This is a genomic window from Streptomyces sp. RerS4 (genome assembly GCF_023515955.1).
GTDB lineage: Bacteria > Actinomycetota > Actinomycetes > Streptomycetales > Streptomycetaceae > Streptomyces.
Genome location: NZ_CP097322.1, coordinates 3,784,281 through 3,807,392 on the forward strand (window position 1 = coordinate 3,784,281; position 23,112 = coordinate 3,807,392).

Consider the following 23,112-nt stretch of genomic DNA (forward strand, 5'->3'; position numbering starts at 1 on the left):
ATGGACTTCCACCCCACCGTGGAACAGGCCGAGGCGGCAGCCCTCGCCGCCCGGATCTTCCGCGACCTCGCCACCCACGAACGCCTCGCCGCGGCCGGCACCGGGAGCGACGCCGAACTGTGGAAGGCCCTCAGCACCGCCGGACTGATCGCGGCAGTGGAGGACGTCGGCCTCCTCGGCCTGGTGCTGCTGCTGGAGGAACAGGGCCGCACCACCGCGCAGGTCCCCTACGCCGCCACCTGCGCCTACGGGATCCTGCCGGTCGCCGCGCACGGCACCGACGAGCAGCGGACCCGACTCCTGCCCGCCTTCGGGACCGGCGAGGCGGTCGCCGCCGGCGCCTTCCCCACGCGCGGCCGGATCACCGCCGCCGCCGCCGCGACCGCCGCCGCCACCGCTTCCGCCGAGGGCCGCCTCACCGGCGTCGCCCCGGTCGTGCCGTGGCTGCGCGACGCCACCCACGTACTCGTCCCCGACGCCGACCGCGCGCTGTGGATCGTACGGACGGACGCGCCCGGCGCGCGCACGGAGCCGGTGGAGACGACCGCCCCCTGGGCGGCGGGCCGGCTCACCCTGAGCGACGCCCCCGCCGAGCGACTCGGCGGGCCGGGCGCCTACGAAGCCACCCTCGCCGCGGCCCGTACCGCCTTCGCCGGGCTCCAGGCGGGCGTCTGCGCCGGCTCGCTGGCACGCGCCGTGGAGTACACCTCCACCCGCGAGCAGTTCGGGCGCCCGCTGTCCACGAACCAGGGCGTGATGCTGCGCGCGGCCGACGCGTACATGGACACCGAGGCGATCCGCGTCACCGCCTACGAGGCCGCCTGGCGCCTCGACCAGGGGCTCACGGCGCACGAGCACGTCCTCACGGCGGCCTGGTGGGCCTCGGAGGCGGGCAAGCGGGTCGTGCACGCGGGTCAGCACCTCCACGGCGGCACGGGCGCCGACCTGGACCATCCCGTCCACCGGCACTTCCTGTGGGGGCGCCAACTGGACGCCTACCTGGGCTGTGGCAGCGAGCTGCTGGAGGAACTGGGCGCTTCGATAGCCGAGGGAGAACCCGTATGAACGGCGAGGCACCGCTGAACGTCGGCGACGCGCTGCCGCCGCTGGAGATCCCGGTGACCCGCACGCTGATCGTCGCGGGCGCGATGGCCTCGCGCGACTACCAGGACGTGCACCACGACGCGGAGAGCGCCCGCGAGAAGGGCTCGCCGGACATCTTCATGAACATCCTCACCACCAACGGCCTGGTCGGCCGGTACATCACCGACCACCTCGGACCACGTGCGGTGCTGCGCAAGGTGGCCATCCGGCTCGGCGCCCCCAACTACCCCGGCGACACGATGACCCTGACCGGCACCGTCACCGCTCTCGACGGGGACGCCGCCGAGATCCGGGTCGTCGGCGTCAACGCCATCGGCCACCACGTCACGGGCACCGTCACCGTGACGCTCGGAGGCGCGGCATGAGCGTGCGGAACAGGGACGACCTGGGCGGCCGGGCCGCCATCGTCGGGATCGGGGCGACCGAGTTCTCCAAGGACTCCGGGCGCAGTGAGCTCAAACTCGCCGTCGAGGCGGTGCACGCCGCCCTCGACGACGCCGGACTCGGCCCGGCCGACGTCGACGGCCTGGTCACCTTCACCATGGACACGAGCCCCGAGATCACCGTCGCCCAGGCGGCCGGCATCGGGGACCTCTCCTTCTTCTCCCGCATCCACTACGGAGGCGGCGCGGCCTGCGCGACCGTCCAGCAGGCCGCCCTCGCCGTCGCCACCGGCGTCGCGGAGGTCGTGGTCTGCTACCGCGCCTTCAACGAGCGCTCCGGCCGCCGCTTCGGCTCCGGGGTCCAGCAGCGCGAACCGTCGGCGGAGGGCGCGGCCCTCGGCTGGTCGCTGCCGTGGGGCCTGCTCACACCGGCTTCCTGGGTGGCCATGATCGCCCAGCGCTACCTGCACACCTACGGCCTGACCCCGGAGGCCTTCGGGCACGTCGCGGTCACCGGCCGTCGGCATGCCGCGAACAACCCCGCCGCGTACTTCCACGGCAAGCCGATCACCCTCGCCGACCACGCCGCCTCGCGCTGGATCGTGGAGCCGCTGCGGTTGCTGGACTGCTGCCAGGAGACCGACGGCGGCCAAGCCCTCGTCGTCACCACGCCCGAGCGGGCCCGTCGCCTGCGTCAGAGGCCCGCCGTGATCACGGCGGCGGCGCAGGGCGCGGGCCGTCGCCAGGAGGCGATGACCTCCTTCTACCGCGACGATCTCACCGGACTTCCGGAGATGGGCGTGGTGGCCCGACAGCTGTGGCGGACCAGCGGACTGCGCCCCTCCGACATCGACGTCGGCATCCTGTACGACCACTTCACCCCCTTCGTGCTGATGCAGCTGGAGGAGTTCGGCTTCTGCGGCCCCGGGGAGGCGGCGGACTTCGTGGCGGCCGGCGCGCTGCCGCTCAACACCCACGGCGGCCAGCTCGGCGAGGCGTACCTGCACGGCATGAACGGCATCGCCGAAGCCGTCCGTCAGATCCGCGGCACCTCGGTCAACCAGGTCGCGGGCGCTGCCCACGCCCTGGTCACGGCCGGTACCGGCGTCCCGACGTCCGGTCTGGTCCTCGGCGCCGACGGCTGAGGACCCGGGCCCTCGGTCTCCCGCCCCTCCACCTTCAGGAGGTGGAGCGTGGGCCGGGCCTACAACCTGAGATGGAGCCGGCTTCGGCACCTGCGGGCGATCCCAGGGCCGTCGCCCGCTCCTAGCGTGGAGCCATGACCACGCCTGTGTGCACGCTCGCCTCGAACCCGACGCCGTACCCGTCGTTCTCGGCGTACGTCCGGACCCGCGGCTCGGTCCTGATGCGTACCGCGCGCTCGCTCACCGCCAACCCCTGCGACGCCGAGGACCTCCTTCAGACGGCTCTCGCCAAGACCTATGTCGCCTGGGACCGGATCGAGGACCACCGGGCCCTGGACGGCTACGTCCGCCGGGCCCTGGTCAACACCCGGACCTCCCAGTGGCGCAAGCGCAAGGTCGACGAGTTCATCTGTGACGAGCTCCCGGAGAGCGAGGAGACGCCGGGGGTCGACGCCGCCGAGGCGCAGGCGCTGCGCGACGCGATGTGGCGCGCGGTGACCCGGCTGCCCGACCGGCAGCGGGCCATGGTCGTCCTGCGCTACTACGAGGACCTGAGCGAGGCGCAGACGGCCGAGCTGCTCGGCGTTTCGGTCGGTACCGTCAAGAGCGCCGTCTCCCGGGCCCTGGGCAAGCTCCGCGAGGACCCCGAACTCACCCCGGTGCGCTGACCCATCGGGCCGGCCCTTGTTTCACGTGAAACAAGCCAAGACGCCCGACGCGCCCGATGCTCGTGTTTCACGTGAAACATCGCCCGGCACCGACCCGCCCAGGGATCGGACCAGCCGTTTGTACTCCCGGGTAGTGACATGCCGACCGGTACGTGCGCAGAATCGGCAGCATCCGCAATCCGCCGCAGCGCCGTAGCGCTCACCGGGAGGACGCTTTGCTGAGCACCATGCAGGACGTACCGCTCCTCGTCACCCGCATACTCCGTCACGGGATGACGATCCACGGGAAGTCCCAGGTCACGACCTGGACCGGGGAGGCCGAGCCGCAACGCCGCAGCTTCGCCGAGATCGGTACCCGCGCCACCCGCCTCGCCAACGCCCTGCGCGACGAGTTGGGGGTCCAACAGGACGACCGTGTCGCGACCCTCATGTGGAACAACGCCGAGCACGTCGAGGCGTACTTCGCGATCCCGTCCATGGGCGCGGTCCTGCACACGCTGAATCTGCGGCTGCCTCCCGAGCAGCTCGTCTTCATCGTCAATCACGCGGCGGACAAGGTCGTCCTGGTCAACGGAACCCTCCTGCCGCTGCTCGCGCCGCTGCTGCCGCACCTGCCGACGATCGAGCACGTCGTCGTCTCGGGCATCGGCGACCGTTCCGTCCTGGACGGGCTCGGCGTGCGCGTCCACGACTACGAGGAGCTCCTGGCGGGCCGCTCCGACCACTACGACTGGCCCGAGCTCGACGAACGCCAGGCCGCCGCCATGTGTTACACCTCGGGCACCACCGGGGACCCCAAGGGCGTCGTCTACTCCCACCGGTCCATCTACCTGCACTCCATGCAGGTCAACATGACCGAGTCGATGGGCCTGACCGACAAGGACACCGGCCTCATCGTCGTCCCACAGTTCCACGTGAACGCCTGGGGCCTGCCTCATGGGACGTTCATGACCGGCGTCAACATGCTGATGCCGGACCGCTTCCTCCAGCCGGGGCCGCTCGCCGAGATGATCGAGCGGGAGAAGCCCACCTACGCCGCGGCCGTCCCCACCATCTGGCAGGGCCTGCTCGCCGAGGTCACCGCCAACCCGCGCGACATCAGCTCGATGAAGCAGGTCACCATCGGCGGTTCGGCCTGCCCGCCCTCCCTGATGGAGGCCTACGACCGGCTCGGCATCCGCGTCTGCCACGCCTGGGGCATGACGGAGACCTCCCCGCTGGGCACGATGGCGCATCCGCCCGCCGGGCTGAGCGCCGAGGAGGAATGGTCCTACCGCATCACCCAGGGACGCTTCCCCGCCGGCGTCGAGGCCCGTCTCGTCGGCCCCGGTGGCGACCACCTGCCGTGGGACGGCGAGTCCGCCGGCGAGCTGGAGGTGCGCGGCAACTGGATCGCGAGCTCCTACTACGGCGGGGTTTCGGGTGAACCCGTCCGCCCCGAGGACAAGTTCAGCGCGGACGGCTGGCTCAAGACGGGCGACGTCGGCGTGATCAGCGCCGACGGCTTCCTCACGCTCACCGACCGGGCCAAGGACGTCATCAAGTCCGGCGGGGAGTGGATCTCCAGCGTCGAGCTGGAGAACGCCCTGATGGCCCACCCCGAAGTGGCCGAGGCAGCGGTCGTCGCCGTCCCGGACGAGAAGTGGGGCGAGCGCCCGCTGGCCACCGTCGTCCTCAAGGACGGCGCCACGGTGGACTACGCGGGACTGCGCGAATTCCTCGGCCAGTCGATCGCCAAGTGGCAGCTGCCGGAGCGCTGGTCGCTCGTCGCGGCGGTCCCGAAGACGAGCGTCGGCAAGTTCGACAAGAAGGTGATCCGCCGGCAGTACGCCGACGGCGAGCTGGACGTCACGCAGCTGGACTGACCCAGGGGCCGGTCCGGGCCGCCGACCCGGGATCGGACCGGCTTCAGTCCTTCGTGAGCCATGGCCGCAGCAGCCTGCTGACGGCGGGCATGGCCACGTAGGTCATCAGGGTGCTGAAGACGACGGCGAACGCGGCCGTCCGCAGCACGAAGTGCACATCCACCAGGTACGGCCCGAGCAGCGCGTTCCCCGCCAGCGAGATCGGGAAGATGGCCAGCCCCGAGCTGATCGCCATCTTCCACCGGGGCGGCGCCGGCCGGGTCGTACCCGGCTTCGCGAACCACGTCTCCATGCCGTGCAGTTCACGCCGGGCTATCTCGGTGTGGTGGTGGCCCTCGCAGTGCGCGAACCACCGCGCCCGCTCCGGCGAGTCCTGCCACCGCTGGAAGGCGGCCTGATCACGGAAGCGGTGGACGAGGAACCACGGAGCCCCCTCGGCCGCCGGGCGGAACAGCCCGTACCCGAGGTGGTCCGGGAAGCCGGCGGCGGTCTCCAGGATCCCGCGCGCCCACGTCTCGAACGCGTCCTCGTAGCCCGGCTCCACCTGCCGCGCGATGAGCAGGCTCACCTCCCCGTTGTCGGCGGGGACGCTGTGCTCGGTCGTATCGGTGATGGCCATCGGCCCAGGATGGCTAGTTGGTGCCGATCTTGGCCAGCAGGTCCACGATGCGGCCCTGGACGTCGGTCGTGGTCGCCCGCTCCGCGAGGAACAGCACGCTCTCACCGGACGCCAGCCTCGGCAGGTCGCCCTGCTCGATCCCGGCGGTGGTGTACACGACCAGCGGGGTGCGGTTCAGCTGCCCGTGGGCGCGCAGCCAGTCCACGATCCCGGCCCGCCGACGGCGGACCTGCATCAGGTCCATGACCACCAGGTTGGGCCGCATTCGGCTCGCCAGCTCCACGGCGTCGGTGTCGGCGCCCGCCCGGCCGACCTGAAGGCCACGCCGCTCCAGCGCGGCGGTCAGGGCGGTCGCGATCTCGTCGTGCTCCTCGATCAGCAGTACCCGGGAGGGGTGCTGTTCGCTGTCGCGCGGCGCGAGCGCCTTCAACAGCACCGCCGGATCGGCCCCGTACGCCGCCTCGCGCGTGGCGTGCCCCAGCCCGGCCGTCACCAGGACGGGGACCTCCGCGGCCATCGCGGCCTGCCGCAGGGACTGCAGGGCGGTCCGGGTGATCGGGCCGGTCAGCGGGTCGACGAACAGCGCGGCGGGGAACGCCGCGATCTGCGCGTCGACCTCCTCACGGGAGTGCACGATCACCGGGCGGTAGCCGCGGTCGCTGAGGGCCTGCTGCGTCTGCGCGTCCGGCGCGGGCCACACCAGCAGCCGCCGGGGGTTGTCCAGCGGCTCGGGCGGCAGCTCGTCGTCCACCGGCTGCGGAACGGGCCGGTTGACCACCTCGACGGCCCCCCCGGGACCGTCCAGCGGTTCGGGGCCCTCGGCGGCGCCCGCCTCGGGGGCCCCTATGGCGAAGGCCCGCCCCTGCGGGGGCGGTTCGGAGAGCCGACGCCGTCGACCGGAGCCGGAACCACCGGGTCCCGCCGCGCCGGGGTCCACGGAGAGGCCCTGGCCCAGGGTGCCGAGCGCGCGCACGCTGATCGGATGCCCCGCACCCGCGGCGTCCCCGGGGTGCCGGGCGCCGGGTACGGAGACCTGCCCCGCCCCGTCGGTGTCCTCGGGGGCGGTCCGGGCCGCCGGAACGGGCCAGGCCGGGGTCGCCGGCAGCGCGCGCCGCCGCCCGGTCGGGTGTACGGGGTCCTCGGCGGGACCGGTCGGCGGCTCGGGTTCGGCGGGTACGCCGCCGGGCGCCCGAGGACGCGACGGCCACGGCGCCCGCCCGGGGCGTCGGCGTCGCCCTCGGCGCCACCGGGCACGGGGCCGCACCGGCCATCGCGTGGGCCTGCGGTCCGACGGCCGGGGTCGGAGCGGGGTCGGAGCCGGCGTCGGGGTCGGAGACTGGGCGGCGTCGGCCCGGCGGGCAGGGCGAACCCGCCCTCGGGAGCGATCGGCCGGGGCGCGGCGGGCGCCGCGAGACCGGCCGCCGGCACGGGACCGCCGGGCTGCGCGGCGGGCCCGCGGGGCCCAGGGCGCGGCGGCGTCCGGCAGGGTGCTCGGTCACCGGGACCGGAGGCACCGCCGCACGGGCGGGAGCGCGGGCATGGCGGTCCCCTGCGGGGGCACCGGCCGGCTGGCTCCGGGCGGCCGGGGTCACCGCCGCCGTCGTCGCCGTCCCGACCCCGCCGCCGACCGGTACCGAGCCCGGCCGGGTTCACCGGGGACTGCGCCAGCTCCGGGCCGGACCCGCCCGGTGCGACGGTGCCGTCGGCGCGGCGTCGCCCGGACGGCAGCGCGAGCGCGCCCCCGCCCTCGCGCGCCCCGGGGGACTTCGGCTCGGCCGTCTCGTCGTCCAGGAAGGCGTCCACCCCGCGCCGGCCACGCCGACCACCGGACACCGTCGCCGGGCCGCCGGTACCGCCGGAGCCGTCGGAGGTCTGGGCGGCGGCCTGCGCCGCGGGCTCCTCCGCCGGTTCCGGCAGGGTCACGGTCCCCGCTCCGGAGCCCAGCGGCAGTTCCAGCACGTACGCCCCGCCGGGCGCCCCCGGGACCTCCACCGTCTGGAGCACACCGCTGTGCGCGTTGACGATGCCCCGCACGATCGGTTCGTGCACCGGGTCGCCGCCCTCGTAGGGGCCGCGCACCTCGATCCGTACGACGTCACCGCGCTGCGCGGCCGCGACCACGATCGTGGAGTCCCCGTATCCGCTGCCCTGGGCGGTCTTGCCGGTGGCGTCCACCCCGGCGACGTCCGCGACGAGGTGCGCGAGCGCGGTCGCGATGTGCTTCGCGTCCACCTCCGCCTCGATGGTCGGGGCGTGGACGGCGAACTGCGCGCGGCCGGGACCGATCAGTTCGACCGCGCCGTCGATACCGGCGGCGACGACCGTGTTGATCAGGACGTTCTTCTTCTTGAGCTTCTCGCTGCCCGCGTCCAGGCGCTGGAAGCCGAGGACGTTGTCCACCAGGGTCGTCATCCGCGAGTACCCGGCGGCCAGATGGTGCAGCAGCTGGTTGGCCTCGGGCCACAGCTGTCCCGCGTCATCGGCGGCCAGCGTGGCCAGTTCGCCGCGCAGCTCCTCCAGCGGACCGCGCAGGGAATCGCCGAGAACGGCCAGCAGCTGGGCGTGGCGCGCGGCGAGGGCGTCGTAGGGGCGTCGGTCGGTGAACGTCATCACCGCGCCGACGAGGACGTCGCCGTCCCGTACGGGGGAGGTCGTCAGGTCGACGGCGACGGGCTGGCCGGCCTTGTTCCACAGCACCTGTCCGCGGACGCGGTGCTTGCGGCCGCTGCGCAGGGTGTCGGCGAGCGGGGACTCGTCGAAGGGGAAGGGCGAACCGTCGGCGCGGGAGTGCTGCACCAGGCCGTGCAACTCGCGGTTGCCGAGGTCGGTGGCGCGGTAGCCGAGGATCTGCGCGGCGGCCGGGTTGACGAGGACGACGCGGCCGTCGGTGTCCGTGCCCACGACGCCTTCGGCGGCGGCGCGCAGGATCATCTCGGTCTGCCGCTGGGAGCGGGCCAGCTCGGCCTCGGTGTCCACGGTCTCGGAGAGGTCGCGGACGACGAGCATCAGCAGTTCGTCGCCGGTGTAGGCGGGCTGGGGCTCGCGGTAGGCGTCACGGCCGTCGAGGTGGGCGGTGGTGAGTTCGACGGGGAACTCGCTGCCGTCGGTCCGGCGCGCGGTCATCCGCCTGGGCGCGGTCCGACCGGACACGTCGTCGCCGGGGCGGCGCATCGAACCGGGGATCAGCTTGGAGTCGAAGTCCGGGAAAAGGTCGAGCACGCCCCGGCCGACGAGGCCGGTTCCGGGGCTCTCCATGACTTCGAGGGCGATCGAATTCGCGTTGACGACCGTGCCGTTGGCGTTGACGAGCAACAGCGCGTCCGGAAGCGCGTCGAGTATTGCTGCGAGGCGAGCAGCGCCTCGGGATGGCCTGCTGCTCACGACGAGCTTCCTCCCTGACCACGACTACCGGCATGTCACGGGAGGAGTCTAAGGGCACCGTCCCGCGGCAAGGTGGCGGATGTACGGGGGAAAACGTGCATCCGCCGCATCCTCCCTGGTCAGGAACGCGCAGTCGGAAGCAGAGGTTCCAGGGCGTTCCACCGGGCGATGTCGCAGCCGTTCTTGCGGCGGAAGGTCGCGTTCACCTTCTCGCCGTGCCAGGTTCCGCTGACGCGCGCGGTGGCGGGGCCGCCGTCCTGGAAGGTGCACATCCGACGCTTGGGTTCGGGGGCGAAGGGGTTCTCGCCGTCCTTGGCGAAGCGGTCGAGGAGGGCGCAGGCCTTCTCGGCCTCGGGGTGGTCGCCGCCGACGGGCCGGCATTCGAGTCGGTACTCGCCGTCGAGATCGGAGTTGCCGGTGTGCGAGATGTTGACGGTGAGCCGGTCGGGCGACGCCAGCAGCCGGCCCAGGGGCAACGGTGGCAAGGGGCCGGCAGCGGCGGCGGCCAGGGCGGAGGTGACGGCGAAGGCGGCGAGACGCAGCATGGGGCACTCCAGGTCGTCCGTACGTCGTACGCCTCACCAACGACGGGGCCGCTCCGACGTTGCGTCCGTCCTTCCGCGCGACCGCGCGGGGAAGCGCGGGGCAGCGGCCGCGCGGGCGCCTGTGGCCGCGTGCGTGCCGTGTGTGTGGCGTGTGTACGAGTGGGCTTAAGGCTTTGCCCTGCGGCCCCGGGTCCTTGTACCGTTGGCAGCGGATTGGTGAGCGGCCCCACGGCTGTGTCATCATCTGCACGCACCCTCGTACGCGGGGGTGTGCTGGAGGCGTCGCCTAGTCCGGTCTATGGCGCCGCACTGCTAATGCGGTTTGGGTCTTACCACCCATCGAGGGTTCAAATCCCTCCGCCTCCGCACTTCACGAAGCCCCGGTCCTCATGGACCGGGGCTTCGGTGCGTTCGGGGTCCGGGCCGGCGCGTTCCGGGGTCCGTTCACCCCTTGGAGGCGTCGTGGGGGTTTCGAGAGACGTCTGAGGGGCAGAGGCGCAGGCCACGGCCGGCTCGCGGATCCACCCGGACGATCTTCTTCCTGGCTGTTTCCGCAGGTCAGAGGTGGTGCGGCTAATGGATTTCGCGTCCCGGCGAGGTCCATGTATTGTTGTTCTCGCAAGGCCAACGGGGCGAAAAACCCCGGGAAGCCCAAGCACTCGTAGCTTAACGGATAGAGCATCTGACTACGGATCAGAAGGTTGCAGGTTCGAATCCTGCCGAGTGCACAGCAGGTCAGAGGCCCTCAGGAGAAATCCTGAGGGCCTCTGTCGTATGTGCGGGCCCTCCTGAAGGATGAGGCGGTCCCCCGGAAGTACTCAGGGGTGAGATCGCTCCGGTGGGGGACGTGGACCACGCGGTCCCTTGCCTAAGGTTTTCGAAGACGGTCGAATGAAGACGGTCGAAAGCCGAGGGGGGACGTCATGGGACTGTTCGGGAACGCGCACACGGTGGATCCGGTTTCGGCGCAGCGCGACTTCGCGCGCCTGCTGGGCAACGGCGAGCAGGTGCACGCCGCGTACTTGCTGATCCGGGACACCATCCTGTTCACCGACCGCCGGCTGGTGCTGGTCGACAAGCAGGGCATCACCGGCAAGAAGGTGGAGTACCACTCCATCCCGTACCGGAGCATCACGCACTTCTCCGTGGAGACCGCCGGCCACTTCGATCTGGACGCCGAGCTGAAGATCTGGATATCGGGCAGCGCGACGCCGATCGAGAAGACGTTCACCAAGGGTGTCGACATCTACGAGGTGCAGGCGATCCTCACCCAGTTCGTCGCGCGCTGAGCGCCTGCCGGCCGGGAAGTACGCGGGGCAGGCCGGTGACCGACAGCACCAGTGAGTACAGCGAGGTGGTGGCGGTGATGAAGAGGCGGTTGTTCTTCGGGCCGCCGAAGGCGATGTTCGATACCGGCTCGGGGACGCGCAGGCGGCCGATGAGGTCCCCGTCCGCCGCGTAGCAGTGCACGCCGGACTCCATCGCGGCCGCCCACAGCCGGCCCTCGTCGTCGAAGCGGATGTTGTCCACGTGGGCGCATTCGGTGAAGACCCGGTCGCCGCTGAGGGTGCCGTCGTCGCCGACCTTGAAGGCCCGGATGTGGCCGGCGCGGGTGTCGGCCGCGTACAGCTCGCTCTCGTCCGGGGAGAAGGCCAGGCCGTTCGGGCCGAGGAAGCCGTCCGCGACGAGGCGGACCTCGCCGGTGGTCGGGTCGGCGCGGTAGAGGTTGCAGGCTCCGATCTCGCTCGGCGCGCGGTGGCCCTCGTAGTCGTTCGTGATGCCGAAGTCCGGGTCCGAGAACCAGACGGAGCCGTCCGAGTGCACCACCGCGTCGTTCGGGCTGTTGAGGCGCTTGCCGTTCCAGTGGTCGGCGATGACGGTGATGCCGCCGTCGGGTTCGGTTCGGGTGACGCGTCGGTTGCCCTGCTCGCAGGTGATCAGACGGCCCTCGCGGTCGAGGGTGTTGCCGTTGGAGTGGCCGGCTCGGTCACGGAAGACGGAGACGGCCCCGGTCGCTTCGTCCCAGCGCAGCATGCGGTCGTTCGGGATGTCGCTCCACACGAGCTGGCGCCAGGCCGGCAGATAGAGGGGTCCCTCGGCCCAGCGGCAGTCGTCGTGAAGCCGCTCCAGTCGGGCGTCGCCGTTGGCGCAGCGGCCGGTGCGGAAGCGTTCATCCAGAATCTCGTACAAGGTGAGGTCGGCAATGCCAAGCATGATTCCCCCTGGTGGTGATGAACCGAACCCTATTCGGTGTGATGGTGAGATTGCAGGATCCGGTACCGTCTCCGCAAGAGTCGAGGGGTATCTGGGAGGAAGATCGCGTGGACGACATCGACCGGGCGCTGGTCCTGCACCTCCAGCAGGACGCGGGGCAGTCCTACGCCGCTCTGGGCGCCGCCGTCGGGTTGTCGGCCGGCGCCACGCACGAGCGCGTCCGCAAGCTGCGGGAGCGGGGGGTCATCCGGCGGACGACCATCGAGGTGGATCCGGCAGCCGTGGGCAGCGGGGTGCTGGCCTACGTCATGGTCGACTCCGACGCCTGGATGGGTGACTCGGGCACCGCGTTCGCCGCGATCCCGGAGATCCAGGAGGCGCACGTCATCGCGGGCAGCGCCTCCGTGCTGGTCAAGGTGCGCGCGGCCTCCACCGGTCAGCTCCAGGACGTCCTGCGCCGGCTCTACGCCATCGACGGCGTCAGCGGGACCCAGGCCACGGTGGTCCTGGACACCTTCTTCGAGCGACCGCTGCCGCTGTGACCTGGCAGTGCGCCGGGATCCGCTGGGCGGACGGCCGTCCCGCCATCGGCTGGTACGGGCCTGGGGGCGCGGAGCGCGGCAGCCCGCTCGTGCGGGGGCAGGCGCTCGCGTTCGTGGCCCGGGGCGAGCGGCGGTGCCTGGGCGTGCGGCGGGCCGGGCGGCGGACGCCGTGCCCCCGGGGCGCGGGCGTGCCCGGCCGGGCCGGGAACGCCCAGTGCCCGGAGTGCGCCCGCCTGGACCGGTCGTTCTCGGTGGCTGCCGATACGAACGCCGCCGACCCGCGCACCTACCGGGTGTACCTCGCGTGGTTCGGGCCGGGCATGGTCAAGGTCGGGATCACCGCCGAGGAGCGCGGCGCGGTCCGGCTGCTGGAGCAGGGGGCGGTGACCTGGGCCTGGCTGGGGCGGGGCCCGCTGATGGCCACCCGCCGCACCGAGGAGCTGCTGCGCGCCGCCCTCGGGGTCCCGGACCGGATCGCCTACTCCCGCAAGCGGGCCGCGCGGGCCGGGCTGCCGCCCGCGCCGGAGCGGGCCCGGGAGGTGGCGGAGCTGCACGCCCGCGCGACCGCGCTCATCGGGTGGCCTGAGTCCCTGGAGCGGCTGGGGTGCGAGGTCACCGACCACGCCGCGCCGTTCGACTTGGCTGACCTGCCCGTTCCGACCTGGGGGCTCGCGCAGCTGCTGCCCGGCGCCGCCGTCGTGGGGCGGCTCGCGGGCGCCGCCGGGCCGGACCTGCACTTCACGGACGGGCTGGTCGTGGACACCCGACTGTTGGCCGGTTGGGAGCTGGCGCCCGCTCCCCGGGGAGCGGTCACCGACGCACCGCTCGTGGACATCGCCCCGTCCGCGCCCCCGGCCGAGCAGGACGGGCTGTTCTGACCCGGGCACCGGGCACAGGCCGCCGGACGTTGGGTCGCCGGGACCGCAGCCAGGTCACAAGGTCAAAACTTGGATCCCTTTGGCCTTCCGGGGCCGGTTTTTGTGGACATGCCAGGGGCCGGCCACGGAGGGTGGAGGCCATGACCATCCAGCCCCTTCCGGCCTTCGAACCGCCGTACGTCATGGCGGTGTTCACCAACGTGCGGACCGCCGACGAGACCGGCTTCGCCGAGACCGACGCCCGGTTGAACGCACTCGTCCAGGACAACCCGGGCATGCTCGGCTACGAGTCCGCGCGCACCCCCGGTGGCCTCAGCATCACCGTCGCCTACTTCCGCGACCACGAGACCCTGACCGCCTGGCGGCAGGACGCGGAGCACCAGGCGGCCATGAAGCACGGCCGCGCCCACTGGTACGAGAGCTACACCCTGCACGTCGCGACCGTGGAACGGAGCCACGGCTATGTCCGCGACGCCTGACGCGATCCGGGCCTTCCGGGAGCGGTTCGGGATCCCCGGACTGGTCGATGTCCACACGCACTTCATGCCCGACCGGGTCCTGGCCAAGGTCTGGGACTACTTCGACGCAGTCGGCCCGCTGACCGGCGTCGAGTGGCCCATCACCTACCGGCACGAGGAGGAGCAGCGGGTCGCCCTGCTACGGGAGTTCGGGGTACGGGCCTTCACGGCCATGCTCTACCCGCACAAGCCGGCGATGGCCGCGTGGCTCAACTCCTGGGCGGCGGAGTTCGCCGCGCGCACCCCCGACTGCCTGCACACCGCGACCTTCTTCCCGGAGGAGGGGGTGGAGGGGTACGTCCGGCAGGCCGTGGAGCGGGGGGCCCGGATCTTCAAGGCGCACCTCCAGGTCGGCGCGTACGACCCGAACGACGACCGGCTGGATCCGGTGTGGGGGCTGCTGGCCGAGGCGGGGATCCCGGTCGTCGTCCACTGCGGTTCGGGTCCCGTCCCGGGCAAGCACACCGGACCCGAGCCGATCGGCCGGCTGTTGGCCCGCCACCCCCGGCTGCCCCTGATCGTCGCGCACATGGGGATGCCCGAGTACGCCGATTTCCTCGACCTCGCCGAGCGCCACCCCGAGGTGCGGCTCGACACGACCATGGCCTTCACCGACTTCGCCGAGCGGCTCACCGGCTTCCCGCCCGGGGAACTCGGCCGCCTCGCCGACCTGGGCGACAGGATCCTGCTGGGCACCGACTTCCCCAACATCCCCTACCCCTACGAGCACCAGCTGGAGGCCCTGGAGCGGCTGGGCCTGGGCGACGACTGGCTGCGCGCGGTCTGTCACGACAACGGCGCCCGCCTCTTCTCGCTCCGCTGAGACCGGGCCCGGCTTTCTCAGGAGATTCACAGGAACCGGCAAGAACGCTCTCAGAGGCGGCGGCCAGCGTGGAGGCATGACAGCGACGACCACCTCCCACGCGTCCCCGTCCACCGGCAGCCCGACCGCCCTCGTGCGCCCCGACGGGGGACCCTGCCGGGTCCTCGTCGTCGACGACGAGGCCTCGCTCTCCGAGCTGCTGTCCATGGCCCTGCGCTACGAGGGCTGCGAGGTCCGCAGCGCCGGCGACGGCGCGGGCGCCGTCCGGGCGGCCCGCGAGTTCCGGCCGGACGTGGTGGTCCTCGACGTCATGCTCCCCGACATGGACGGGCTGACCGTGCTCGGCCGGCTGCGCCGGGAGATCCCGCAGGTCCCGGTGCTGTTCCTGACCGCCAAGGACTCGGTCGAGGACCGCATCGCGGGGCTCACGGCCGGCGGGGACGACTACGTCACCAAGCCCTTCAGTCTGGAGGAGGTCGTGGCCCGGCTGCGCGGCCTGGTCCGCCGCTCCGGCGCCGCGCAGGCCCTGCGCGGCGGCTCCGTCCTCACGGTCGGGGACCTGCTGCTCGACGAGGACAGCCACGAGGTGGTCCGGGGCGGTCAGGAGGTCCGCCTCACCGCCACCGAGTTCGAGCTGCTGCGCTACCTCATGCGCAACCCGCGCCGGGTCCTCAGCAAGGCGCAGATCCTCGACCGCGTGTGGTCCTACGACTTCGGCGGACAGGCCAACGTGGTCGAGCTCTACATCTCCTACCTGCGCCGCAAGCTGGAGTCGGGTACCGGTCTGCCCCCGATGATCCACACCCGACGCGGCGCCGGATACCTGATCAAGCCGGCCGAGTAGTGGCACCGGATTCCTCCACGACGCCGACCCGGCGCGGGTTCCAGCTACGCCGACCGGCGGCCAAAGCGGCGGGTCGGGCCTCGCCCCGACCGGCCTCGCCCCGACCGGCCTCGCGCCGGCCGGCGTCGCGCCGTCGGCGGCCCTGGTCGCTGCGGACCCGGCTCGTCGTCTCGGCCGTGGTGCTGATCGCCGTCGTGGGGGCGGCCATCGGCACCGTCACCACCCTCGCCCTGCGCTCGTACCTGGTCGACCGGCTCGACGAGCAACTGCGCGTCTCCCTGGAGATGGCCACCCGGGGCCCCGGCGCGGGGAAGGCGGCCCGGGAGAACAACAACGGCTACGTCCTGGCCCCCGGCAACCCGCCCGACACCGCCGGCGTCCGCCTCGACCCCTTCGGCCAGGTACGCGGCACCGCCCGCAGCACCAACGCCGGCGGAGCCTCCCTCGACCACGTCAAACCCCTCACCGAAGCCCAGACGCAGGCCTTCCTCCAGGCCGCCCGCAGCGCGGCGCACGGCAGATCCGGCCCCGTGAACCTCGACGTGCCGGACCTGGGCGCCTACCGCGTACGCACCGCCCCCGACGGCAGCCTCGTCCTCGGCCTCCCGCTGCGGGAGGTCGACTCCACCGTGGGGACCCTGGTCGCCGCCGAGGTGTCCGTCACCCTGGCCGGTCTCATCGCCGCCTCCCTGGCCGGGCAGGCCTTGGTCGGCGTTGCCCTGCGCCCCTTGCGGCGGGTCGCGGTCACCGCCACCCGGGTCTCCGAACTCCCCCTGCACAGCGGGGAACCCGCCCTGCACGAGCGGGTACCCGACGCGGAAGCCGACCCCCGCACCGAGGTCGGCCAGGTCGGCGCCGCCCTCAACCGGATGCTGGGCCACGTCTCCTCCGCGCTCACTGCCCGCCAGCACAGCGAGATGCGGGTCCGCCAGTTCGTCGCCGACGCAAGCCACGAGCTGCGCACCCCCTTGGCCTCCATCCGCGGCTACGCCGAACTCACCCGCCGGGGACGGGAGGAGATCGGGCCCGACACCCGCCACGCGCTGGGCCGCATCGAGTCCGAGGCCACTCGGATGACCGGCCTGGTCGAGGACCTGCTGCTGTTGGCCCGCCTCGATGCGGGCCGCCCGCTCGACACCGGGGACACCGGCACCGACCTCGCCCCGCTCGTCGTGGACGCCGTCAGCGACGCCCGCGCCGCCGGCCCCGCCCACCACTGGCGGCTCGACCTCCCCGACGAGCCCGCGCCCGTACGCGCCGACGCGGCCCGGATCCAGCAGGTGCTGGTCAACCTACTCGCCAACGCCCGCACCCACACCCCGCCGGGCACCACCGTCACGGCCCGTGTTTCACGTGAAACATCCCTCGTCCGGCTCCGGATCGAGGACGACGGCCCCGGAATCCCGCCCGACCTGCTGCCCCACGTCTTCGAGCGCTTCGCCCGGGGCGACGCCTCCCGCTCCCGGGCCGCCGGCTCCACCGGCCTCGGCCTCGCCATCGTCCAGGCCGTGGTCGCGGCGTACGGCGGGGAGGTCGGCGTACGGAGCGAGGGCGGCCGGACCACCTTCGAGGTCGAACTCCCCCTCGCGGCCGACACGGACGGCCCCGCGCACTCACAGACGGGGCACAGCCTGAGCACACACCGGTGACAGGGCGCCCCACGAGGGTCGGTGCATGCCAACCGACGCCTCTCCCGGGGCTCTTCCCGCACGGACGCCGCTCGCGCCGCCGCCCGGGGTGCTCGTACTCGACGTGGTGATCCCGGTCTTCAACGAGGAGAAGGACCTCGGCCCGTGCGTGCGCCGACTGCACGCGCACCTCACGCGCTCCTTCCCGTACCCCTTCCGCATCACCATCGCCGACAACGCGAGCACCGACCGCACCCCGCAGGTCGCGGCCGGCCTCGTCGCCGACATCGCGGGGGTGCGCAGTACGCGGCTGGAACAGAAGGGCCGCGGGCGGGCGCTGCGCACCGTCTGGTCCGCGTCCGAGGCGCCCGTCCTCGCGTACATGGACGTGGACCTGTCGACCGACCTCAACGCGCTGCTGCCGCTGGTCGCCCCGCTGATCTCCGGTCACTCCGACCTCGCCATCGGCACCCGGCTCGCCCGTTCCTCGCGGGTCGTGCGCGGGGCGAAGCGGGAGTTCGTCTCCCGCGCCTACAACCTGCTGCTGCGCTCCTCGCTCGCCGCCCGGTTCAGCGACGCCCAGTGCGGGTTCAAGGCCATCCGGCGGGAGGTCGCCGAGCGACTGCTGCCCCTGGTGGAGGACTCCGGCTGGTTCTTCGACACCGAGCTGCTGGTGCTCGCCGAACGGGCCGGGCTGCGGATCCACGAGGTGCCGGTGGACTGGGTCGACGACCCCGACTCCACGGTCCACCTCGTCCGGACGGCCACCGAGGACCTCAAGGGCGTCTGGCGGGTGGGCCGGGCGCTGGCCGTCGGCGCGCTACCGCTCGACCGACTCGCCCGCCCCTTCGGCGACGACCCGCGTGACCAAACCGCCCTGCCCGGGGTACCGCGCGGGCCCGCCCGTCAACTCCTCGGCTTCTGCGTGGTCGGGCTGCTCAGCACCCTGCTCTACCTGGCGCTCTACTCCGCCCTGCGGGCGCTGACCGGGCCGCAGACGGCCAACGCCACCGCGCTGCTGCTGTGCGCCGTCGCCAACACCGCCGCCAACCGTCGGCTCACCTTCGGCGTACGGGGCCGGGCCACGGCCGTACGCCACCAGGCGCAGGGGCTGGTGGTGTTCGGCATCGGGCTGGCCCTGACCAGCGGTTCGCTCGCCGCCCTCGCGGCGGCCGGGGCACGGCACGCGCACAGCACGGAGCTGGCCGTACTGATCACCGCGAACCTCGCCGCGACCGTGCTGCGGTTCCTGCTCTTCCGCGCCTGGATCTTCCCCGAGCCCCGCCCGGAGAAGGCCACCCGCCCGCTCTCGAACCAACCGAGCCACCCGAACCACCCGAACCACCCGAGCTACTCAACCCACCCGACCCACCCGACTCCGACGCCTCAGGAGGGCCCGTGACCACGGCCGCCCCGCCGCTCTTCCCGCCCACCGAGCCCGCGCCCCCCTCCGGTGCCCGGCCACCCGGTTTCGCCGCCACCCGGTACGCGGTCGGGCGCCCGCGCCGGGAGCGGTTCGCGTACGCCGCCCTGCTGCTCGGCACGGCGGTCCTGTTGCTGTGGAACCTCGACGCCTCCGGCTACGCCAACTCCTTCTACTCCGCCGCCGCCCAGGCCGGCTCCGAGAGTTGGCAGGCGTTCTTCTTCGGCTCCTCCGACGCCGGGAACTCCATCACCGTCGACAAGCCCCCGGCCGCGCTGTGGCCCATGGCCCTGTCCGTCCGGCTCTTCGGGCTCGGTGCCTGGCAGATCCTCGTCCCGCAGGCCCTGATGGGCGTCGCCACCACCGCCGTGCTGTACGCCTCCGTACGCCGCCAGTTCGGCCCCGGAGCCGCCCTGCTGAGTGGGACCGTCTTCGCGCTCACGCCCGTCGCCGCGCTGATGTTCCGCTTCAACAACCCCGACGCCCTGCTCACCCTCCTGCTGACGGTCACGGTGTACTGCGTCCTGCGCGCCCTCGACGGCGCACAGACCCGGTGGCTGGTCTGGGCCGGGGTGGCGGTCGGGCTCGGCTTCCTGACCAAGACCCTCCAGGCGTTCGTCATCCTCCCGCCGCTCGCCCTCCTCTACGCCGTCTGCGCGCCGACGCGGCCGCTGCGCCGCCTCGGGCAGCTGCTGCTCGCGGGGCTCGCGATGGTGGTGGCCGGGGGCTGGTGGGTCGCCGTCGTGGAGCTGTGGCCCGCCGGGTCCCGCCCGTACATCGGCGGCTCGCAGAACAACTCCTTCCTGGAGCTGACCCTCGGCTACAACGGCCTCGGACGGATCAACGGCAACGAGACGGGCAGCGTCGGTGGCGGGGGCGGTCGGGGCGGCGGCCCCGGCGGCGGGGGATGGGGGGAGACCGGCGTCGACCGGCTCTTCTCGGCGAACATCGGCGGCCAGATCTCCTGGCTGCTCCCGGCGGCGCTGGTGTTGCTCGTGGCCGGTCTGGTGATCACCTGGCGGGCCCGTCGGGCCACCGACTCCCTGGAGAGCATGGCCCGTGCGGCCTTCCTCGCCTGGGGCGGGAGCCTGCTGATCACGGCCGCCGTCTTCAGCTGGATGCAGGGCATCTTCCACGAGTACTACACGGTCGCGTTGGCGCCCTTCGTGGCCGCGCTGGTGGGCATGGGCGTCGCCGTGCTGTGGGAGGAGCGCGGGGGACGGCTCGCCGCGCCGGCCCTGTCCGCGACGCTCGCGCTGACCGCCGGCTGGGCCTTCGTCCTGCTCGGCCGCTCGACGGGCTACCTGCCGTGGCTGCGCTGGACGGTGCTGGTGGCGGGGCTGGCCGCGGCGGCCGCGCTGCCGTTCGCCGCGCGGCTGCGGCGTCGGGCGCTGCCCGTCGTGGCGGCGGTCGGGCTGGGCGCGGCGCTGGCCGGGCCGTTCGCGTACTGCCTGACCACGGTGAGCACCGGGCACACGGGCTCCATCGTGACCGCCGGTCCGGCGGTGGCGGGCGGTCGGGGCGGGCCGGGCGGTGCGGGCGGCCCCGGGGCGCGGCGATGCGCTTCGGTCCGGGCGGCGAGACCCCGCCGCAGGGCGTGCCGCAAGGCGTGCCGGGCGGTCAGGGCGCCTTCCCGGGCGGCTCCGACGGTGCGCGGGGGGCGGCCCGCCCCGGCGGTCCCGGCGGGCTGCTGGGCGGTACCCGCGTCGGCGACGAGGCGAAGGCGGCGCTGCGCGAGGGCGCCTCCCGCCACACCTGGGCGGCGGCCACCATCGGCTCCCAGAACGCGGCGAGTTACCAGCTGGCCTCCGGCGAGCCGGTGATGGCGATCGGCGGATTCAACGGCAGCGACCCCTCCCCGACCCTGGAGCGGTTCCAGGCGTACGTGAAGGCCGGCCGGATCCACTGGTTCATCGGCTCCGGCACCCAGGGCGGGGCGCGGGGCGGTGGTCCGGGAGGGGCCGCGGGCAGTGCCATCGACGGTTGGGTGAAGGCGAATTTCCGGGCGAGCACCATCGGCGGAGCCATCTTCTACGACCTCACCACCCCCACCACCGGCGCTTCCTGACGGGGGCACGGCAGGGGCACGGCATGGCCCCGCAGGGTCAGGGCGTGGGCAAGCCCTGAAGCGGTGATCCGGCCCCGACGCGGGCCTCACCCCCTAGCATCAAGAGGGCGGACCGGGCATTCCGGGCTGATCCCCTTGTGGTGAGGAGGGTGCCTCCATGGTGACCGAGGCCGATCCGGGCGAGGCGAGGACCAGTGTGTGGCTGGCCGCCGGGCCCGTCACCCCGGCCAGGCGGCGCAGCGAGGCGCCCTCGGGCCTGGACCGGGACCGGATCACCGCCGCCAGCGTGCGGTTGCTCGACACGCAGGGGTTGGCCCGCTTCTCGATGCGCCGGTTGGCGGCCGAGTTGGGCGTCACCGCGATGTCCCTGTACTGGTACGTCGACACCAAGCACGATCTGCTGGAACTCGCCCTGGACAGCGCGCTGGGACGGCAACGGCCGGCGGCCGGCCCGCCCCCGGAGGAGTCCTGGCAGGTCCGCCTACGGGCGCTGGCCTGCGGCTACCGGCGGCTGCTGGCCGAACACCCGTGGGTGGCCCCGCTGAGCGTGGCCTACCCGAACATCGGCCCGCACGCGCGGGCCTTCGACGCCGCCCTGCACCGGCTGTTGGACGCCGCCGGCCTGGCGGACGCCGGTCGCGCCGGCGCCCACCTGGCCGTCTCGCAGTTCCTGCGCGGTTGCGGGGGCGCGGTCCGGCGGGAGCCGGAGCGGGACTTCGGCGCCGCGCTGGACGTCCTGATCGCGGGCATCGAGGCCTCTGCGCCGCGACCTCGGCAGGACGGGAGCGGCGCCCGCGTCAGGCCTTGACCGACGTCAGGCCTTGACCGACGTGCCCGCCGGCGTCCGCGTCGCGCCCTCGGCCTCCGTCGCGTCCTCGGCCTCCGTCGCGCCCTCCGCCGTCGGGGCGTGGGCCGACGGCTTCGACTTCAGCGCGACCTCCTTGATGAACACCACCAGCACCAGGGAGAGCAGCGCGAAGGGGGCGGCGTAGAGGAAGACGTCGCCGACGCCGTGCCCGTACGCGGACTCGATCACGGTGCGGATCGGCGCGGGCAGCTTGTCGAGGTCGGGGATCCCGCCCCCGGCGGTACCTCCGTGGCCCGTGGCGGCGGCTGCCTTCGGCCCGAGCGCGGCCAGGCCGTCCTGGACGTAGTGGGTGACCCGGTTGGCCATGACGGCGCCGAGCGCGGAGACGCCCACGGCGCCGCCGAGGGACCGGAAGAAGGTGACGACGGAGCTGGCGGCGCCGAGGTCTTCGGGGGCGACCTGGTTCTGCGTGGCGAGGACCAGGTTCTGCATCATCATGCCGAGGCCGAGGCCGGTCAGCGCCATGAAGCAGGCGATGTGCCAGTACGCCGTGTCGTAGCGCAGGGTGCCCAGCAGGCCGAGGCCGGCGGTCAGCAGCACGCCGCCGGAGACCAGCCAGGCCTTCCACTTGCCGGTCTTGGTGATGATCTGGCCGGAGACCGTCGAGGAGACGAAGAGGCCGCCGATCATGGGGATGGTCAGGACGCCCGACATGGTGGGCGATTCGCCCCGGGCCAGCTGGAAGTACTGGCTGAAGAAGACGGTGCCGGAGAACATCGCGATGCCGACGAACAGCGATGCCGCCGACGCCAGGCTGATGGTCTTGTTGCGGAAGAGGCGCAGCGGAATGATCGGGTCGCTCGCGCGGGACTCGACGAGCAGGAAGAGCAGGCCGAGGACGACCGCGCCGCCGGTCATCGCCAGGGTGGTCCAGGAGATCCAGTCGTACGAGTCGCCGGCCTGGGTGACCCAGATCAGCAGCAGCGACACCGCGCCGCTGATGAGGAAGGCCCCGAGCCAGTCGACCTTGACGTCGCGGCGGACGACCGGCAGGTGCAGGGTCCGCTGGAGGACGATCAGCGCGATGATCGCGAAGGGGACGCCGACGTAGAAGCACCAGCGCCAGCCGAGCCAGTCGGTGTCGGTGATGACGCCGCCGAGCAGCGGGCCGCCGACGGTGGCGACGGCGAACACCGCGCCGAGGTAGCCGCTGTAGCGGCCGCGCTCGCGCGGGGAGATCATCGCGGCCATCACGATCTGGGCGAGCGCGGAGAGACCTCCCACGCCGATGCCCTGGACGACACGGCAGGCGATGAGCGTGCCCGTGTTCTGGGACAGGCCGGCGACGACGGATCCGAGGACGTAGATCACCAGGGATATCTGGACGAGCAGCTTCTTGCTGAAGAGGTCGGACAGCTTGCCCCACAGGGGGGTGGCGGCCGTCATCGACAGCAGGGCGGCGGTGACGACCCAGGTGTAGGAGGACTGGGTGCCGCCCAGGTCGCCGATGATCTGCGGCAGGGCGTTGGAGACGATCGTGGAGGACAGGATCGCCACGAACATGCCGAGCATGAGCCCGGACAGCGCCTTCATGATCTGGGGATGGGTCATGGGTGCGCCGTCGGACGTGGTTTCCGACAGGCCGCCTCCCCGCAC

General features: G+C 72.9%; 20 protein-coding genes, 2 tRNA genes and 1 pseudogene. 17 read left to right on the plus strand and 6 right to left on the minus strand.

Features of this window, described 5'->3' with window-relative positions:
- The 5 genes from M4D82_RS17465 (at position 1) to M4D82_RS17485 (ending at position 5,165) form a co-directional block, all read left to right on the plus strand.
- Positions 1–1,065 (plus strand): acyl-CoA dehydrogenase family protein, encoded by a 1,065-nt coding sequence (locus M4D82_RS17465; RefSeq protein ID WP_249766939.1) that lies wholly within the window; start codon positions 1–3, stop codon positions 1,063–1,065.
- Positions 1,062–1,469 carry a MaoC family dehydratase gene (locus M4D82_RS17470; protein ID WP_502988950.1) on the plus strand — a complete coding sequence of 136 codons (408 nt, stop codon included), beginning with the start codon at positions 1,062–1,064 and terminating at the stop codon, positions 1,467–1,469. Before M4D82_RS17465 ends, M4D82_RS17470 begins: the two co-directional genes overlap by 4 nt.
- Positions 1,466–2,632 carry a lipid-transfer protein gene (locus M4D82_RS17475; protein ID WP_249766940.1) on the plus strand — a complete coding sequence of 389 codons (1,167 nt, stop codon included), beginning with the start codon at positions 1,466–1,468 and terminating at the stop codon, positions 2,630–2,632. Before M4D82_RS17470 ends, M4D82_RS17475 begins: the two co-directional genes overlap by 4 nt.
- Positions 2,633–2,766: 134 nt before the next feature.
- Positions 2,767–3,300, plus strand: a complete 534-nt coding sequence (locus M4D82_RS17480; RefSeq protein WP_249766941.1) for a SigE family RNA polymerase sigma factor — start codon at positions 2,767–2,769, stop codon at positions 3,298–3,300.
- A 215-nt stretch (positions 3,301–3,515) separates the two neighbouring features.
- Entirely contained in the window at positions 3,516–5,165 is a 1,650-nt protein-coding gene (locus M4D82_RS17485) for a long-chain fatty acid--CoA ligase (RefSeq protein WP_249766942.1), read from the plus strand.
- Positions 5,166–5,208: 43 nt separating this feature from the next.
- On the opposite strand, the gene M4D82_RS17490 is transcribed toward M4D82_RS17485, so the two are convergent.
- From M4D82_RS17490 to M4D82_RS17500, 4 genes are all read right to left on the minus strand, one after another.
- Positions 5,209–5,784, minus strand: a complete 576-nt coding sequence (locus tag M4D82_RS17490; RefSeq protein WP_249766943.1) for an antibiotic biosynthesis monooxygenase — start codon at positions 5,782–5,784, stop codon at positions 5,209–5,211.
- 13 nt (positions 5,785–5,797) lie between these two features.
- Positions 5,798–6,721 (minus strand): response regulator transcription factor, encoded by a 924-nt coding sequence (locus tag M4D82_RS34610; RefSeq protein ID WP_502989073.1) that lies wholly within the window; start codon positions 6,719–6,721, stop codon positions 5,798–5,800.
- Positions 6,628–9,165 carry a PAS domain-containing protein gene (locus tag M4D82_RS17495; RefSeq protein ID WP_502988951.1) on the minus strand — a complete coding sequence of 846 codons (2,538 nt, stop codon included), beginning with the start codon at positions 9,163–9,165 and terminating at the stop codon, positions 6,628–6,630. Before M4D82_RS17495 ends, M4D82_RS34610 begins: the two co-directional genes overlap by 94 nt.
- A gap of 119 nt (positions 9,166–9,284) precedes the next feature.
- On the minus strand, positions 9,285–9,710 hold the full coding sequence (locus tag M4D82_RS17500; protein ID WP_249766944.1) for an SSI family serine proteinase inhibitor: 426 nt from the start codon (positions 9,708–9,710) through the stop codon (positions 9,285–9,287).
- A 275-nt stretch (positions 9,711–9,985) separates the two neighbouring features.
- Here M4D82_RS17500 and M4D82_RS17505 point away from each other — a divergent pair.
- The 3 genes from M4D82_RS17505 (at position 9,986) to M4D82_RS17515 (ending at position 10,999) form a co-directional block, all read left to right on the plus strand.
- Positions 9,986–10,076 (plus strand) — tRNA-Ser (locus M4D82_RS17505).
- Positions 10,077–10,365: 289 nt separating this feature from the next.
- Positions 10,366–10,438: transfer RNA gene (locus tag M4D82_RS17510), tRNA-Arg, on the plus strand.
- Between the two features lie 195 nt (positions 10,439–10,633).
- The gene (locus M4D82_RS17515; RefSeq protein WP_249766945.1) at positions 10,634–10,999 is read left to right on the plus strand and encodes a PH domain-containing protein; all 366 of its coding nucleotides are present in this window, start codon (positions 10,634–10,636) and stop codon (positions 10,997–10,999) included.
- Here M4D82_RS17515 and M4D82_RS17520 read toward each other — a convergent pair.
- Positions 10,977–11,924 carry an SMP-30/gluconolactonase/LRE family protein gene (locus M4D82_RS17520; RefSeq protein ID WP_249766946.1) on the minus strand — a complete coding sequence of 316 codons (948 nt, stop codon included), beginning with the start codon at positions 11,922–11,924 and terminating at the stop codon, positions 10,977–10,979. The genes M4D82_RS17515 and M4D82_RS17520 overlap by 23 nt on opposite strands.
- A gap of 107 nt (positions 11,925–12,031) precedes the next feature.
- On the opposite strand from M4D82_RS17520, the gene M4D82_RS17525 reads away from it, so the two are divergent.
- From M4D82_RS17525 to M4D82_RS17565, 9 genes and pseudogenes are all read left to right on the plus strand, one after another.
- A complete protein-coding gene (locus tag M4D82_RS17525; RefSeq protein WP_249766947.1) occupies positions 12,032–12,466 on the plus strand; it encodes an Lrp/AsnC family transcriptional regulator in 435 nt (144 codons plus the stop codon).
- Positions 12,463–13,344 (plus strand): DUF2797 domain-containing protein, encoded by an 882-nt coding sequence (locus M4D82_RS17530; RefSeq protein ID WP_249766948.1) that lies wholly within the window; start codon positions 12,463–12,465, stop codon positions 13,342–13,344. Before M4D82_RS17525 ends, M4D82_RS17530 begins: the two co-directional genes overlap by 4 nt.
- Before the next feature lie 140 nt (positions 13,345–13,484).
- Positions 13,485–13,823, plus strand: coding sequence for an antibiotic biosynthesis monooxygenase family protein (locus M4D82_RS17535; protein WP_249766949.1), 339 nt, complete (start codon positions 13,485–13,487; stop codon positions 13,821–13,823).
- Positions 13,807–14,685 carry an amidohydrolase family protein gene (locus M4D82_RS17540; protein ID WP_249766950.1) on the plus strand — a complete coding sequence of 293 codons (879 nt, stop codon included), beginning with the start codon at positions 13,807–13,809 and terminating at the stop codon, positions 14,683–14,685. The genes M4D82_RS17535 and M4D82_RS17540 overlap by 17 nt, the downstream gene beginning before the upstream one ends.
- A gap of 76 nt (positions 14,686–14,761) precedes the next feature.
- Entirely contained in the window at positions 14,762–15,529 is a 768-nt protein-coding gene (locus M4D82_RS17545; RefSeq protein ID WP_249766951.1) for a response regulator transcription factor, read from the plus strand.
- Complete coding sequence (locus M4D82_RS17550; RefSeq protein ID WP_502989074.1) at positions 15,505–17,178, plus strand: sensor histidine kinase; 1,674 nt, start codon at positions 15,505–15,507, stop codon at positions 17,176–17,178. Before M4D82_RS17545 ends, M4D82_RS17550 begins: the two co-directional genes overlap by 25 nt.
- Before the next feature lie 25 nt (positions 17,179–17,203).
- Positions 17,204–18,559, plus strand: a complete 1,356-nt coding sequence (locus M4D82_RS17555) for a bifunctional glycosyltransferase family 2/GtrA family protein (RefSeq protein ID WP_249766952.1) — start codon at positions 17,204–17,206, stop codon at positions 18,557–18,559.
- Positions 18,556–20,648: pseudogene (locus M4D82_RS17560) on the plus strand (ArnT family glycosyltransferase). The gene M4D82_RS17555 and the pseudogene M4D82_RS17560 overlap by 4 nt, the downstream one beginning before the upstream one ends.
- Positions 20,649–20,805: 157 nt before the next feature.
- Positions 20,806–21,456: a TetR/AcrR family transcriptional regulator gene (locus M4D82_RS17565; RefSeq protein WP_249766953.1), complete on the plus strand. Its 651-nt coding sequence runs from the start codon at positions 20,806–20,808 to the stop codon at positions 21,454–21,456.
- Between the two features lie 6 nt (positions 21,457–21,462).
- On the opposite strand, the gene M4D82_RS17570 is transcribed toward M4D82_RS17565, so the two are convergent.
- Complete coding sequence (locus M4D82_RS17570; protein ID WP_502988952.1) at positions 21,463–23,067, minus strand: MDR family MFS transporter; 1,605 nt, start codon at positions 23,065–23,067, stop codon at positions 21,463–21,465.
- Positions 23,068–23,112: the final 45 nt, after the last annotated feature.

Excerpts from the sequence above, each read along its gene's own strand:
- M4D82_RS17500 (WP_249766944.1), bottom strand. The coding sequence starts at position 9,710 with ATGCTGCGTCTCGCCGCCTTCGCCGTCACCTCCGCCCTGGCCGCCGCC.
- M4D82_RS17570 (WP_502988952.1), bottom strand. The coding sequence starts at position 23,067 with ATGACCCATCCCCAGATCATGAAGGCGCTGTCCGGGCTCATGCTCGGC.
- M4D82_RS17555 (WP_249766952.1), top strand. The coding sequence starts at position 17,204 with ATGCCAACCGACGCCTCTCCCGGGGCTCTTCCCGCACGGACGCCGCTC.
- M4D82_RS17535 (WP_249766949.1), top strand. The coding sequence starts at position 13,485 with ATGACCATCCAGCCCCTTCCGGCCTTCGAACCGCCGTACGTCATGGCG.
- M4D82_RS17520 (WP_249766946.1), bottom strand. The coding sequence starts at position 11,924 with ATGCTTGGCATTGCCGACCTCACCTTGTACGAGATTCTGGATGAACGC.
- M4D82_RS17490 (WP_249766943.1), bottom strand. The coding sequence starts at position 5,784 with ATGGCCATCACCGATACGACCGAGCACAGCGTCCCCGCCGACAACGGG.
- M4D82_RS17545 (WP_249766951.1), top strand. The coding sequence starts at position 14,762 with ATGACAGCGACGACCACCTCCCACGCGTCCCCGTCCACCGGCAGCCCG.
- M4D82_RS17470 (WP_502988950.1), top strand. The coding sequence starts at position 1,062 with ATGAACGGCGAGGCACCGCTGAACGTCGGCGACGCGCTGCCGCCGCTG.
- M4D82_RS17515 (WP_249766945.1), top strand. The coding sequence starts at position 10,634 with ATGGGACTGTTCGGGAACGCGCACACGGTGGATCCGGTTTCGGCGCAG.
- M4D82_RS17480 (WP_249766941.1), top strand. The coding sequence starts at position 2,767 with ATGACCACGCCTGTGTGCACGCTCGCCTCGAACCCGACGCCGTACCCG.
- M4D82_RS17475 (WP_249766940.1), top strand. The coding sequence starts at position 1,466 with ATGAGCGTGCGGAACAGGGACGACCTGGGCGGCCGGGCCGCCATCGTC.
- M4D82_RS17465 (WP_249766939.1), top strand. The coding sequence starts at position 1 with ATGGACTTCCACCCCACCGTGGAACAGGCCGAGGCGGCAGCCCTCGCC.
- M4D82_RS17565 (WP_249766953.1), top strand. The coding sequence starts at position 20,806 with ATGGTGACCGAGGCCGATCCGGGCGAGGCGAGGACCAGTGTGTGGCTG.
- M4D82_RS17540 (WP_249766950.1), top strand. The coding sequence starts at position 13,807 with ATGTCCGCGACGCCTGACGCGATCCGGGCCTTCCGGGAGCGGTTCGGG.